General features: G+C 63.1%; 15 protein-coding genes and 1 riboswitch. Of the genes, 12 read left to right on the top strand and 3 right to left on the bottom strand.

What is annotated here, in order from left to right; translation table 11 throughout:
- Positions 1–46: 46 nt before the first annotated feature.
- The 10 genes from CAP2UW1_RS02120 to CAP2UW1_RS02075 all read left to right on the top strand — a co-directional run bounded on the left by CAP2UW1_RS02120 (position 47) and on the right by CAP2UW1_RS02075 (position 8,493).
- Positions 47–328, top strand: coding sequence for a FeoA family protein (locus CAP2UW1_RS02120; protein ID WP_012807219.1), 282 nt, complete (start codon positions 47–49; stop codon positions 326–328).
- Positions 325–2,196: a ferrous iron transporter B gene (gene feoB, locus CAP2UW1_RS02115; protein WP_012807218.1), complete on the top strand. Its 1,872-nt coding sequence runs from the start codon at positions 325–327 to the stop codon at positions 2,194–2,196. Before CAP2UW1_RS02120 ends, feoB begins: the two co-directional genes overlap by 4 nt.
- Before the next feature lies 1 nt (position 2,197).
- On the top strand, positions 2,198–2,470 hold the full coding sequence (locus CAP2UW1_RS02110) for a hypothetical protein (RefSeq protein ID WP_012807217.1): 273 nt from the start codon (positions 2,198–2,200) through the stop codon (positions 2,468–2,470).
- Between the two features lie 2 nt (positions 2,471–2,472).
- Positions 2,473–3,819 (top strand): carbohydrate porin, encoded by a 1,347-nt coding sequence (locus tag CAP2UW1_RS02105; RefSeq protein WP_012807216.1) that lies wholly within the window; start codon positions 2,473–2,475, stop codon positions 3,817–3,819.
- A gap of 144 nt (positions 3,820–3,963) precedes the next feature.
- Positions 3,964–4,425, top strand: a complete 462-nt coding sequence (locus tag CAP2UW1_RS02100) for a ferritin-like domain-containing protein (protein WP_012807215.1) — start codon at positions 3,964–3,966, stop codon at positions 4,423–4,425.
- A 62-nt stretch (positions 4,426–4,487) separates the two neighbouring features.
- A riboswitch (cobalamin riboswitch) is annotated at positions 4,488–4,696 on the top strand.
- Between the two features lie 132 nt (positions 4,697–4,828).
- The gene (locus CAP2UW1_RS02095) at positions 4,829–5,506 is read left to right on the top strand and encodes an energy-coupling factor ABC transporter permease (RefSeq protein ID WP_012807214.1); all 678 of its coding nucleotides are present in this window, start codon (positions 4,829–4,831) and stop codon (positions 5,504–5,506) included.
- The gene (locus tag CAP2UW1_RS02090) at positions 5,503–5,850 is read left to right on the top strand and encodes an energy-coupling factor ABC transporter substrate-binding protein (protein ID WP_012807213.1); all 348 of its coding nucleotides are present in this window, start codon (positions 5,503–5,505) and stop codon (positions 5,848–5,850) included. The genes CAP2UW1_RS02095 and CAP2UW1_RS02090 overlap by 4 nt, the downstream gene beginning before the upstream one ends.
- A gap of 208 nt (positions 5,851–6,058) precedes the next feature.
- Positions 6,059–6,394 (top strand): hypothetical protein, encoded by a 336-nt coding sequence (locus CAP2UW1_RS02085; RefSeq protein ID WP_041567663.1) that lies wholly within the window; start codon positions 6,059–6,061, stop codon positions 6,392–6,394.
- A gap of 46 nt (positions 6,395–6,440) precedes the next feature.
- A complete protein-coding gene (locus tag CAP2UW1_RS02080; protein ID WP_012807212.1) occupies positions 6,441–7,853 on the top strand; it encodes a carbohydrate porin in 1,413 nt (470 codons plus the stop codon).
- 184 nt (positions 7,854–8,037) lie between these two features.
- Positions 8,038–8,493 (top strand): ferritin-like domain-containing protein, encoded by a 456-nt coding sequence (locus CAP2UW1_RS02075; protein WP_012807211.1) that lies wholly within the window; start codon positions 8,038–8,040, stop codon positions 8,491–8,493.
- A 24-nt stretch (positions 8,494–8,517) separates the two neighbouring features.
- Here CAP2UW1_RS02075 and cyaY read toward each other — a convergent pair whose 3' ends face one another.
- Positions 8,518–8,835, bottom strand: a complete 318-nt coding sequence (cyaY, locus tag CAP2UW1_RS02070) for an iron donor protein CyaY (protein WP_012807210.1) — start codon at positions 8,833–8,835, stop codon at positions 8,518–8,520.
- A gap of 36 nt (positions 8,836–8,871) precedes the next feature.
- Between cyaY and lptM the strand changes: the two genes are divergently transcribed.
- On the top strand, positions 8,872–9,075 hold the full coding sequence (lptM, locus tag CAP2UW1_RS25925) for an LPS translocon maturation chaperone LptM (protein ID WP_291912560.1): 204 nt from the start codon (positions 8,872–8,874) through the stop codon (positions 9,073–9,075).
- Positions 9,072–10,316: a diaminopimelate decarboxylase gene (lysA, locus tag CAP2UW1_RS02065; RefSeq protein ID WP_012807209.1), complete on the top strand. Its 1,245-nt coding sequence runs from the start codon at positions 9,072–9,074 to the stop codon at positions 10,314–10,316. The genes lptM and lysA overlap by 4 nt, the downstream gene beginning before the upstream one ends.
- Positions 10,317–10,420: 104 nt before the next feature.
- On the opposite strand, the gene gpmI is transcribed toward lysA, so the two are convergent.
- Both gpmI and CAP2UW1_RS02055 read right to left on the bottom strand, forming a co-directional pair.
- Complete coding sequence (gene gpmI, locus CAP2UW1_RS02060; protein ID WP_012807208.1) at positions 10,421–12,061, bottom strand: 2,3-bisphosphoglycerate-independent phosphoglycerate mutase; 1,641 nt, start codon at positions 12,059–12,061, stop codon at positions 10,421–10,423.
- A 132-nt stretch (positions 12,062–12,193) separates the two neighbouring features.
- Positions 12,194–13,354 carry an ISAs1 family transposase gene (locus CAP2UW1_RS02055; RefSeq protein WP_012807207.1) on the bottom strand — a complete coding sequence of 387 codons (1,161 nt, stop codon included), beginning with the start codon at positions 13,352–13,354 and terminating at the stop codon, positions 12,194–12,196.
- Between the last annotated feature and the right edge of the window lie 13 nt (positions 13,355–13,367).

Genomic DNA, 13,367 nt, shown 5'->3' with positions numbered 1-13,367 from the left:
GCGCGCCGGCAAACGGCGACGTACTGGAAGAAAGGAAACAGATTTCATGAGTTCGATGGACTTGATCACCCTGTTTGACCTGCCTACCGGCCAGGAAGGGACAGTACGCAGCGGACCCGTCGCCGCTGACGGCGAGACGGCGGACCACGAATTGGCGCTGCGACTGTTCGAAATTGGCTTTATCGAGGGCGAACGGGTGCGCGTCGTTGCCCGCGGCCACCCGGGCGGCGACCCCGTCGCCGTACGCGTCGGCAACACGATGTTCGCCTTGCGCCGGTTCGAGGCCGAGCGCGTCCTGGTCGCGCCGCTGCGTGGGGTGGTGGCATGAGTACGGCCAATGGAAGCTTGCGGCTGGCCCTGCTCGGCAACCCGAACTGCGGCAAGACGGCGCTCTTCAACCTGCTGACCGGCAGCCGGCAAAAGGTCGCCAACTATCCTGGCGTGACTGTGGACCGCAAGGAAGGGCAACTGACGACGCCGTCGGGCAAACAGTTTCGCGTACTCGATCTGCCGGGCGCCTATAGCCTCAATGCGGTCAGCATCGACGAGGAGATCACGCGCGATGTCGTGCTCGGCATGCTCGGAGGCGAGCCGCGACCTGACATACTCGTTTGCGTGAGCGACGCGACCAATCTCAAGCTCAACCTGCGGCTCGTTCTCGAGGTCAAGCGTCTCGGCCTGCCCATGGTTCTGGCCCTGAACATGAACGACCTGGCGAGCAAACGCGGTATCGAGATCGACGTGCCGGCACTGGCCCGCGAACTGGGCGTGCCGGTTGTCCGCACCATCGCTGTCAAGCGGGGCGGGGCGAGCGAGTTGATCAGCCAGCTCGACACCGCGCTGCCCGATGACGTAGCGCACCCACCGGTCTGGTTGCCGCCCGATGTCGCGGACGTCACCGCCACGCAGCGCGAAGTGCGGCGCATTCTTGCCGCGACGGTGCGCGAGCCGGCGCTCGACACGCGCTTCGACGAGCGCATCGATCGCGTCGTCCTGCACCCCGTCTGGGGAATGCTGATCCTCGCGGCAACGCTGTTTCTGATGTTTCAGGCGGTGTTCAGTTGGGCCAGTGTACCAATGGATCTGATCAAGAGCGGCGTTCAGGCGTTCGGTGTGTTTCTCACCGAGCAGATGCCCGACACCATTCTGCGCAGCCTGCTGGTCGACGGCATCGTCGCCGGCGTCGGCAGCGTGCTGGTATTCCTGCCGCAGATCCTGATTCTCTTCCTCTTCATTCTGGCTCTCGAGGATTCGGGCTACCTGCCGCGCGCCGCCTTCCTGCTCGACCGCCTGATGGGGACCGTCGGGCTGTCCGGCCGCTCGTTCATTCCCCTGCTGTCGAGCTTTGCCTGCGCCATTCCCGGCATCATGGCCGCACGCACCATCGCCAACTGGCGCGATCGGCTGGCAACGATCATGATCGCGCCACTGATGACCTGCTCGGCGCGCCTGCCGGTCTACGCACTGATCATCGGAGCGTTCATTCCGGAGAGCACGGTGGCCGGCGTCTTCAATCTGCAGGGGCTGGTCCTTTTCGGCCTCTACGTGGCCGGCGTGGTCAGCGCCATGGCCGTTGCCGGCGTACTCAAGTTGACGGTCGCCAAGGGATTGCAGCATCCGTTGATGCTCGAGCTGCCATCCTACCGCTGGCCGCATGGCCGCAATCTGCTGTTGGGCCTCATCGAACGCGCCCGGATCTTCATCATGCGCGTCGGCAACATCATCCTTGCGCTGATGGTGGTGCTGTGGTTCCTGTCGTCGTTCCCGGCGGCACCCGACGGCGCCGTAGGCCCGGCGATCCAGTACAGCTATGCCGGCATGCTCGGCCAGGCGCTCGAAGTGATCTTCGCGCCGATCGGCTTCAACTGGCAGATCTCGATCGCCCTGGTTCCCGGCATGGCAGCCCGGGAGGTCGCCGTCGGCGCGCTCGGCACGGTCTATGCGCTATCCGCAACCGGTGATGACGTGGCTGAACAACTGGCGCCGATGCTGGCCGCCGGCTGGTCGCTGCCGACGGCTTTCTCGCTCCTCGCCTGGTACGTCTTCTCGCCGCAATGCTTGTCCACGCTGGCGGTCGTCAAGCGCGAGACCAACTCCTGGCGTTACCCGCTGCTGATGGCCGGCTACCTGTTTGCCCTGGCTTATGGTGCGGCTTTCGTTACTTACCGCGTTGCCCTTGCTCTCACCGGAGGCTGACATGTTTGAGGAACTGGTAGCCTATGGCGCTGTACTCGGCGCCACCACCTACGCCACTTGGCGGCTCATGCCGGGTGCTCTGCGGGTCGCGCTGGCCGAACGTTGGGCGACCCTGGCCCCGCGTTTTGGGTTTGCCGACGCCGCTCCCGACCCCGCCCGTCGACAGGCCAGTGCGAGTGGCAGCAGCAGCTGTGGCGGCTGCTCCGGATGCGCCAGCAAGCCGACGTCAATCAAGGTAGTCGTCGTCACCAACAAGAACACAAACGCCCAGTAACCATGTCTATACCGACGCACAAACTCAAGACCCTCGCTTCCGCGCTGCTGCTCTCATCTTTTTTCGGGCAGCCGCTGGCCGCTCTGGCGGCCACCGACGAAGCGGACGCCACCGACGACACGCCGAACTGGCAGGAGACGACGCTCACCGGCGACTGGGGCGGCGCCCGCAAGCGGCTCTACGACTCGGGAGTTCAAGTCGACCTCATGTACACGGCCGACTACCTGCGCAACAACGCCGGTGGCTTGCAGCACGGCGGGGCCTACATGGGCCATACCGACCTCGTCCTGCAGTTCGACGGCGAGAAACTCTTCGGCTGGACAGGCGGTTCCGCCTTTCTGCAGTTGATCAGCAACACTGGCGGCAGAGTCAATCTCAACTATGTCGGCAGCCTGATGGGCGTCGATAACCTCGAGGCACCGGTCAACCGTACCGGCGTCTTCAAGGCGTGGCTGCAGCAAGCCTTCCTTGACGACAGGGCATCGCTTCGGCTTGGTCTTTACCCGATCGACAGCGAGTTCTACGTCACCGACGCCTCGGGAGTCTTCCTGCATCCGTCGTTCGGGATGGCGGCGGAAGTGGCCAACTTCGGCAGCCTGGCCGGCCCGTCGATTTACCCGACCAGCACCTATGCGGCACGCCTGCGTATCGATCCCGATCCTGCCTGGTACGCGATGCTGGCGGTTTCGCGCGGGATTCCCAGCGAGCGGATAGCCACCGCCGGCCCCAATGTCAGCTGGCCGAAGGGTACCGGCAGCATGCTCATCGGCGAAGTCGGTTTCAGTCCGGCCAAGGCCGGACTGCTGCGCGAGAGCACGCCGGCCGAGGCCAAGGACGACTTCGTGCCGATCAGCAAGCTTGCCGTGGGCATGTGGCGATTCTCGCCGCGCTTCCCGCAACTCGTTGCCGTCGATGCCGCCGACGAACCGCTGTTGGCAACGCACTGGGGCGCCTATTTCCTCGCTGAGCAGACGGTGTTTCGGGTTCCGGAATCGAACCGTGACCTCGCCGCTTTCGTCCGCTACGGTTTCACCGACGGCCGGACCAACACCCTCGACTACTCGCTCAGCGTCGGCTTCAGCTTCCGGGGTCCGTTCGCCGGACGCGAGAAAGACACCTTCGGTATCGCCGCGACGCGTGCGCACGCGGGTCCGCAGGGGCGCGCGCAGTTATCGGACGAGCTGGGCGAGCCGCTGTCGTCGGCCGCGGAAACGGCCGTGGAAATGACCTACCGGGCACAACTGGCCCCCGGGGTGGTCCTGCAACCGCTCGTCCAGCGGATCTTGAACCCGGGTCTGTACTTGCCGAACGCCACCGTCGCCGGGGTGCGCTTGCAGCTGGCGCTGTGAGCGTGCGCGGCCGGGACTCGAACTTGGTGGTGGGTTCCCGAAAACAATGGCGGGTAGCCTTGGCCTCAATCAGCCCTGATTGGTGACGGCGCACACCAATTGCAGGCACGACCTCTGTTTAGCGCTAACTATTGGAGAATCAAGATGAGTGACTTTGACCGTGACGAAGCAGTTGCCGTTCTCAATCAGATCATGGAGCTTGAACTGGCTGGTGTCGTGCGTTACACGCATTACGCACTGATGGTTTATGGCTACAACCGCATCCCGATCGTTGACTGGATGAAAAAGAACGCCGAGGAGAGTCTGGTCCATGCCGGGCGCGCCGGCGAACTGGTGACCTTGCTGGGTGGTCATCCGTCCTTGGGAATCGGGCCCCTGCTGGAAACGTATCAGCACGATACCGGGGATATCCTGCGCGAGAGCCTGGAGCATGAGACTCTGGCCCGAGCCGCCTACTACAGGCTGCTTGAGATCGTCGCGGGAAAGAACATCCTGCTCGAAGAGTACGCGCGGGACCTGATCGTCGACGAAGAAATGCACGCCGACGAAGTCAACAAGATGCTGCGCAGGCCGGGGGACACCGAGGCAGTCCGCGCGGTACCGTAACAAAGGGGCGGCACCGTGCGAGCGAGGTTTCTGCCTGTTGCCGGATGACGCCCACCGTATAGTATAGTTGACTCTGTTTGGGTGCCTTGCTCCACGACCGTGGGGCGGGTGAAACGGGAAGCCGGTGACTCTGATCCTTCAGACAGTCCGGCGCAGCCCCCGCTGCTGTAAGCCTGACGACTCCGCAAAACGCCACTGTGCTCGCGCATGGGAAGGCTGCTGGAGAAGACTGAAGGCAAGCCAGAAGACCGGCCCAAATCAAATGTAGCGCCAATCCCCGGGGTAAAGGGAGAGGTTGCGTCGATTCGCCGTCAGTCGGTTGTCGTCGCGCGGCTTGTCTTCCGATCTGTTTGCTTTTCCCCCAAATGGCGCATCTGGTCATTTCTCACTGTGGGAGAGAGTCATGCATATCATGGAAGGCTTCTTGCCTATCGAGCATGCTGTGGGCTGGTCCGTGGCATCCGCGCCGTTCGTCATCTACGGCATTCACGCCGTCAAACAACACATCCAGGAGAATCCCGAGCAACGAATGCTGCTCGGTGTGGCGGCAGCGTTTACTTTCGTTCTCTCGGCGTTGAAGCTGCCGTCTGTGACTGGCAGTTGCTCGCATCCCACCGGCACCGGGCTTGGCGCCATCCTCTTCGGCCCGGCGGCGATGGCGCCGATTGGCATGGTCGTGCTGCTCTTCCAGGCGCTGTTGCTCGCACACGGCGGCCTGACAACACTCGGTGCCAACATCTTCTCGATGGCTATTGTCGGACCATTCGCGGCTGCCGGTTTGTTTCGCTTGGCGCGCAGCCTGAAGCTGTCGTTCGCGGTCAGTGTCTTCATCGCCGCCAGCATGGCCGATCTGCTGACCTACGTGACCACCTCGGTCCAACTGGCCTGGGCCTTCCCTGATCTGGAAGGCGGCTTTGTCGCCTCTTTTGTCAAGTTTGCCGGAATTTTTGCGATCACCCAGATCCCGCTGGCGATCAGCGAGGGCTTGCTGACGGTGGTCATTTTCAACGCCTTGATCCGCTTCAACCCACAGGAATTGCAAAAGCTGAAACTCCTTGGCGGCAGGGAGGCGCACGCATGAAACACCATCAAAACCTCATCCTTCTGATTCTGGTTGTGCTGCTCGCCGTTTTTCCGCTGTGGCTGGTGGAGAAGCCGGCACCGGCTGCAGATGGCAAAGCGGTCGAGATTTTCGCCGGTGCGGACGACAAGGCGAAGGATCTGATCGGTGACATCAGTCCGAACTACACGCGATGGTTCGAGCCGCTGATGGAACCCGCTAGCGGGGAGATCGCCTCTCTATTGTTTGCTCTGCAGGCTGCTCTGGGGGCGGGCTTCATCGGCTACTACTTTGGCGTTTCGGTTACCCGTGAGAAGTATGCCGCGCGCAGGAAGGCGGCGGACGAAGGTGCCGGTGCCTACTGATCGAGCAATCGGCCTACACCAATCGCTGGCGGCGGGTCTCGCCAGTGGTCAAGGGAATCTTCGCGCTGTGCGGGCTCGGCGCGGCCTTCACTGCGGGGGTACCCGTCGCGACGACCGTCGTCCCTCTACTGATCGCCGCAGTGACGCTGGCAGGTGCCGGAATACCGAGCGGACGCTATCTGCGGGTAGCGACGCCGGCGTGCTCGCCATGGACCCCGAGTTGCTGGTACTCGACGAGCCGATGGCCGGCCTGAATCACAGCGCGCAGGAGGATCTGTTGGCGGTATTGGGCGAGCTACATGGCCGGGGCATTGCTCTGCTGCCGGCGACGCACGAGATCGACTTCACCTACCGCTGGGCCGACCGGTTTCACTTGGTGACGGGCGGTCATTGTGTGGCTTCGCTGGACGCGGCCAAGCTGGCCGACGGCGGGGAATGCCTTGTCGGCAGTTGGGCTGCCATAGCCCGGAGTCGTCGAGCTACAGCACGCACTTGCTGCCCGCGGGCAGGTCTCGGATGCGGGCAAGCCGCGAACGATCCATGAACTGTTGGCCATGCTGGCCAAAACAAATATGAAGGAGCGATAAACAATGTTGATAGCCAGAAACAAGCTGACCAACCTCCTCGGGGCGGCGCTGCTCGCCTCTTTTCTTGGTCAACCGCTGACTACTCTGGGCGCTGCGGCCGACAATCCCGCCGACCTTGGCAAAGTCATAGCGGCCGGCAAAGCCCCCGAAGGAGATTCAGTAGCGGCAAGCGATGCCACCGACGACACCCCCAACTGGCAGGAAAGCACCCTCACCGGCGACTGGGGCGGCGCCCGCAAGCGGCTCTACGACGCAGGCGTCCAGGCCGACCTCATGTACACGGCCGACTACCTGCGCAACAATGCCGGCGGCCTGCAGCACGGCGGGGCCTACATGGGCCATACCGACCTCGTCCTGCAATTCGACGGCGAGAAACTCTTCGGCTGGACAGGCGGTTCCGCCTTTCTGCAGTTGATCAGCAACACTGGCGGCAGAGTCAATCTCAACTATGTCGGCAGCCTGATGGGCGTCGATAACCTCGAGGCACCGGTCAACCGTACCGGCGTCTTCAAGGCGTGGCTGCAGCAAGCCTTCCTTGACGACAGGGCATCGCTTCGGCTTGGTCTCTACCCGATCGACAGCGAGTTCTACGTCACCGACGCCTCGGGAGTCTTCCTGCATCCGTCGTTCGGGATGGCGGCGGAAGTGGCCAACTTCGGCAGCCTGGCCGGTCCGTCGATTTACCCGACCAGCACCTATGCGGCACGCCTGCGTGTCGATCCCGATCCTGCCTGGTACGCGATGCTGGCGGTTTCGCGCGGGATTCCCAGCGAGAGGATAGCCACCGCCGGCCCCAATGTGAGCTGGCCGAAGGGTACCGGCAGCATGCTCATCGGCGAAGTCGGTTTCAGTCCGGCCAAGGCCGGACTGCTGCGCGAGAGCACGCCGGCCGAGGCCAAGGACGATTTCGTGCCGATCAGCAAGCTTGCCGTGGGCATGTGGCGATTCTCGCCGCGCTTCCCGCAACTCGTTGCCGTCGATGCCGCCGACGAACCGCTGTTGGCAACGCACTGGGGCGCCTATTTCCTCGCTGAGCAGACGGTGTTTCGGGTTCCGGAATCGAACCGTGACCTCGCCGCTTTCGTCCGCTACGGTTTCACCGACGGCCGGACCAACACCCTCGACTACTCGCTCAGCGTCGGCTTCAGCTTCCGGGGTCCGTTCGCCGGGCGCGAGAAAGACACCTTCGGTATCGCCGCGACGCGTGCGCATGCGGGTCCGCAGGGGCGCGCGCAGTTGTCGGACGAGCTGGGTGAGCCGCTGTCGTCGGCCGCGGAAACGGCCGTGGAAATGACCTACCGGGCACAACTGGCACCCGGGGTGGTCCTGCAACCGCTCGTCCAGCGGATCTTGAACCCGGGTCTGTACTTGCCGAACGCCACCGTCGCCGGGGTGCGTTTGCAGCTGGCGCTGTGAGCGTGCGCGGGTAGCCGAGGCGCGGGCCGCAAAACATCTTACCGGCGCTGCAACCACTCAGCCTGACAAGAGTCTGAGAGCAAGGAAGACACGACCTGCTTGCTGCTTCGGTAGGGAGGACTGGTGACGCCACACCGGTTCGACGCCTCGTCTTCGCCACGGCGCCAACCTGTAAGGAATGAAAATGAGCAATTTCGACCGTGAGAAAGCAATCTCGGTTCTCAATCAGATCATGGAGCTTGAACTGGCGGGTGTGGTCCGCTACACGCATTACGCGCTCATGGTGTATGGCTACAACCGCATCCCCATCGTCGGATGGATGAAGAAGAACGCCGAGGAGAGCCTGATGCACGCCGGGCGCGCCGGAGAAATGGTGACCTTGCTGGGCGGTCATCCCTCGTTGGGAATCGGCCCCCTGCTCGAATCCGACACGCACGATGTCGGCGACATGTTGCGTGAGAGTCTGGAGCACGAAACGCAGGCCAGGGAGGCTTATGGCCGCTTGCTGGAGATCGTGGCAGGGAAGCACATCCTGCTCGAAGAATACGCGCGCGAGCTGATCGTCGATGAGGAACTGCACGCCGATGAAGTCAACAAGATGCTGCGGCGGCCCGGGGAGACCGGGGCTTTCCAGTTCTGACTGTCGCGCTGCCCGCGGGGGGCACTAGCTGAGCAGAACGGGCTCCCTCGCCTGCTCGGAAATCAGCCGCGACAGCGCTGCCATCAATTCCTCCTCGCTGCGCGTGTCCTGCCAGCAACTGCCGTCCCAGCGGTAGTGAAACCCCCCCGACCTGGCGGCAACCCAGATCTCTTTGGCGGCATCGTGTCGATTGACGATGATCTTGCTGCGATCGGCAAATTCGATTTCGAGCACGCTGTCGCTGACCATCGCGAAATCCAGATCGGCACCGCTGCGTTCGAGCGCCGTTTCGATCTGCGTCAGCGTTGCGTCGGCAAGCTCGTTGAATTCGTTATCATTCATCCTGTGCTACCATCCCCGGTTTTGACGTCCAGATCCATGCGGCAACATTTTCTCGCGCCGGCTTTGCTGGCAACCTTGCTCCTTGCTGCCTGCGGCAACCGCGGCGGGCTGTTCCTACCCCCGCAGCCGACAGCGCCGGTCGCCGCCCAAGCCAAGCCTGCGGACGCCGCCGCGCAGCCGGCGACTCCCGGTGCAACGCCAGCAAAGGATTCTAGCACGCCCGGAGACCCGGCCCGATGACCGCCTTCGCTCGCCGGAACGGTGTGCTGCATGCCGAATCCGTCTCCTTGATCGATCTCGCCGCACGCTTCGGCACACCGTGCTGGGTTTACTCGCGCGCGGCGCTGGAAGCTTCACTCGCGGAGTTCGAGCGCGAACTCGCCGGCCTCGATGCACTCGTTTGCTATGCCGTGAAGGCAAACTCCAACCTGGCCGTGCTCGACGTTTTCGCCCGACGCGGCGCCGGCTTCGACATCGTTTCCGGCGGCGAACTCCGGCGCGCTCTGGCCGCCGGTGCCGACCCGCGGCGGATCGTTTTCTCGGGCGTCGGCAAGACCGCTGCCGAAATGGAACTGGCGCTCGCCGCCGACATCCTCTGCTTCAACGTCGAATCCGCTCCCGAACTCGACCGTCTCAGCGCTGTCGCCGGCCGTCTCGGCAAGACGGCGCCGATCAGCCTGCGCGTCAATCCCGACGTAGACGCGAAGACGCACCCCTACATCTCGACCGGCCTGAAAGAAAACAAGTTCGGCGTCGCCTACGAGGAGGCTCTGGCGCTGTACCGGCACGCTGCCAGCCTGCCGAATCTCACGATCAGCGGCATCGATTGCCACATCGGTTCGCAACTGCTCGATCCGGCGCCGTTTGCCGCAGCGCTCGACAAGATTCTGACGCTCGTCGATCAACTCGCCGCCAACGGCATCGTTCTGCACCACATCGACCTCGGTGGCGGCCTCGGCATTCGCTATCGTGACGAGGACGCGCCGACCGTTCAGGCTTACCTGCAGCCGATGCTGCAGAAGCTCAGGGACAGGCACCTGCAGGTACTGCTCGAACCGGGACGCCGCCTGGTGGGCAACGCCGGCCTGTTGTTGACCCGCGTCGAATACCTTAAGCCTGGCGAAGTGAAGAATTTCGCCATCGTCGATGCGGCGATGAACGACCTTGCACGGCCTGCGCTGTACGGCTCATGGCATGACATCGTCCCGGTCGTTGCGCCTCAGGGGGCGACCAGGCCGTGGGAAATCGTCGGGCCGGTTTGCGAATCCGGCGATTTTCTCGGCCACGGGCGCGACTTGGCTCTGGCCACCGGCGATCTCCTGGCGATCATGTCGGCCGGAGCCTACGGGATGGCGATGAGTTCCAACTACAACAGCCGGCCGCGGGCTGCCGAAGTGATGGTCGATGGTGCCGACGTCCACCTCGTTCGCCGCCGCGAGACCGCCGAGGAACTCTACGCCCTCGAGCAGCGCCTGCCTTGACTGATCGCGCATCGCGCCGGCGACTACCCCTCGCCACCGCCGAGCGCGCGCAGCGGCCACGGGGGTCGGCGCCGACCCCCGTGGCCGCCCTCAAACCGTTGGCGTTACCTGACGACCAGCACGCTTTCGTCCCACTTGGCGTGCTTCTCGAAACCGAGAAGGTTGGCGATCGTTGCGGCGATGTTGGATAGACCCGCGGTTTCCGTCTGTGTCAGGCCCAGCTTGCCGCCGCTGGCATTGTCGTAGAGGATCAGCGGCACGGGATTGAGCGTGTGCGCAGTCTTCGCCTTGAAGGAGCCATCCGCATTTGTTGCCGGCTGCTTGGTCTTCTTGTCGATCTCGTACATCTCGTCGGCATTGCCGTGGTCGGCGGTGATCAGTGCCACGCCGCCGAGCGCATCGATGACCGGCAGGATGCGCGCCAGCTGCAGATCGACCGCCTCGATGGCCATCGTCGCGGCGCGAAAGCTGCCGGTGTGCCCAACCATGTCGCCATTGGCGAAGTTGCAGCGCAAGGTCCGGTACTGGCCGCTCTTCAGAGCTTCGATCATGGCGTCGGCAATCTCGGCGGCCTTCATCCAGGGGCGCTGTTCAAAGGGTACGACGTCACTCGGCACTTCCTGGTAGGTCTCGCCGTCGAACTTGTTTGACCGGTTACCGTTCCAGAAATACGTTACGTGTCCGAATTTCTGGGTTTCGGAGCAGGCGAACTGCGTGATGCCGGCTTTCGCGAACCACTCGCCCATGGTATCGAGAATGGCCGGCGGATCGACCAGGAAGCGCCGTGGAAGCTTCAGGTCGCCGTCGTACTGCAGCATGCCGGCATAGGTGACGCTCGGCACGCGCACGCGCTCGAACTTGTCGAAAGCCGCATCCTCGAAGGCGCGCGTGATCTCGATCGAACGGTCGCCGCGGAAATTGAAGAAGACCACCGAATCCCCGTCCTCGATCGTGCCGGCGGGCTTGCCGTCGCGCGCGATCACGAATGGCGGCAGATCCTGGTCGATGGTTCCCGGAAACCTGACGCGTAGCGCCTCGATGGCGGCGGCGGCACTCGCGAACTGATCGCCTTCGCCCAGGACGTGTGTATGCCAGCCTTTGTCGACCATGTTCCAGTTGGCCTCGTAGCGGTCCATGGTGATGTTCATCCGGCCACCGCCCGAGGCAATCCGCGCGTCGAAGCCTTCGCTGCTCACTTCCGCGAGGAAGGCCTCGAAGGGCAGCACGTAGTCGAGAGCGCTGGTCTCGGGGACGTCGCGCCCGTCGAGCAGGATGTGAACACGCACCGCCTGGACGCCTTCTTCTCTGGCGCGAACGATCATCGCCCGCAGGTGATCGATGTGGCTATGGACATTGCCGTCGGAGAACAGGCCGATGAAATGAATCACGCCACGCCCGGCTTTGGCGCCGGCGACGATCTGCTGCCAGGCGGCGCCTTGCCAGATCGAGCCGGAGGCGATGGCGTCGGCAACCAGCGACGCGCCCTGGCTATAGACCTGGCCAGCGCCGATGGCATTGTGCCCGACTTCGGAATTGCCCATGTCTTCGTCGGAAGGCATGCCGACCGCAACGCCGTGAGCGCGCAAGGTGATGTTCGGGTAGGTCGCGAAAAGCCTGTCGAGGGTAGGTTTGCGGGCAGCGGCAATGGCACTGCCGACGTCGGATTTGGCGATGCCGTAGCCGTCCATGACGATCGCGACGATGGGGCCCTGAATTCCAGGGAAAGAGGCAGATTTCTGCAACATGATGGATTCCTGGGGAAGTGGAGTGGTGGGAGCGGAGGCCGCGATGAAGCGATACCGAACGGCGTCATCTCCAGTATACCTCAAGCCAGGTCCCTGGCTCCGCAATGCAGGCCTTGCCGCCAGGGCAATCGCTTACGCAGAGTTCATACAATTGATGGACGTCCGGTCGGAGAAAGCCAAAGCGATCAATGACTCGCGATAGCTCTCGTTTCGGTCGGCATGAAGACGGCGGCGGTTCAAGCCCATCTTGCAACCCTCTTCTTTGCGCAAGGTGGTCAGGACAAACTTGCGCAGAACGGAGAGGTTCCGCGCTGAGTTCCCCAGGCGGGCCCGACACTGATCTTCGCGAAAGACCACATCAAGTGTCCAGTGCAAGCCATTCTCGATGCCCCAGTGGCTACGGGATGCCTTGGCAAACATTTCGACCGTTTGCACACCGCAGGAACCGATCGCGTAACGCTGATCGACACTGACCTTGTCGCCGATCTGCCGTATCGACTCGATCATGCCGACGCCGCCGAGTTTCTTCCACGCCGCACGCATGGGCCTGTCCATCCAGGTGACGTCATTAATCCAGGTGTAACGACGGGTCTCGATGCGGCCATGATCCTTCTCGGTTTCCTCAAAATGCTCGACCGTGAGCCGACCAAACCCGGCGGCGGCGCCTGTGTCAAAAAACTCCCGAAGGGCCTCGGCCAGATTCTTCTGGTTGTCCTTGACCTGAAGCACGTAATCTCCCCCGCGGGCAACGATCTTCTCGGCCAGTTCGGTCTGGCAACCCAGCGCATCCATGGTGACGATACATCCCTTCAGGACCAGAACATCAAGCAACGCCTTCATCCCCGCTAGCTCGTGTCCCTTGCCGCAAGTGCCTTCCTGTGCCAGACACAGGCCGCTTTGCACCGCGTACGCCGTGACCATATGCAAGAGCTCGTTACTTCCTTTCTTGCCAGAACCCCGCAAGGTTTTCCCATCGATCGCCACCACACCGTCGATCACACCGGCCAGCTCACGGATCCAATCCCGAAAACGTGTTTCGAATATGTGAGCATCCAGCACCCGAAAGAGGTCGCCAAACGTGTCGTGCGATGGCGTGCCTCCTTCCAGTGGCCAGCGGAATCGCTCACTCAGCCACTCCTTGCGATCCTTGCACCAGTCAGCCACCTCAACCCAATTGTCCGCTCCGCACAGGATGGCGCACACTGCCATGATTAGAATCTGTGCCAACGAGTAGCGCTGTGCCGGACCTTTCCGTCCGTCCGGCAGCCCGGAAAATGCCTCCAACAGTGTCATCCCGCCGTCCTCC

The sequence above is a fragment of the Candidatus Accumulibacter phosphatis genome (assembly GCF_000024165.1).
GTDB classification, from domain to species: Bacteria; Pseudomonadota; Gammaproteobacteria; order Burkholderiales; family Rhodocyclaceae; genus Accumulibacter; species Accumulibacter phosphatis.
Note: the sequence above shows the minus strand (reverse complement) of the source record. Positions and strands in the feature narration are given on the sequence as shown.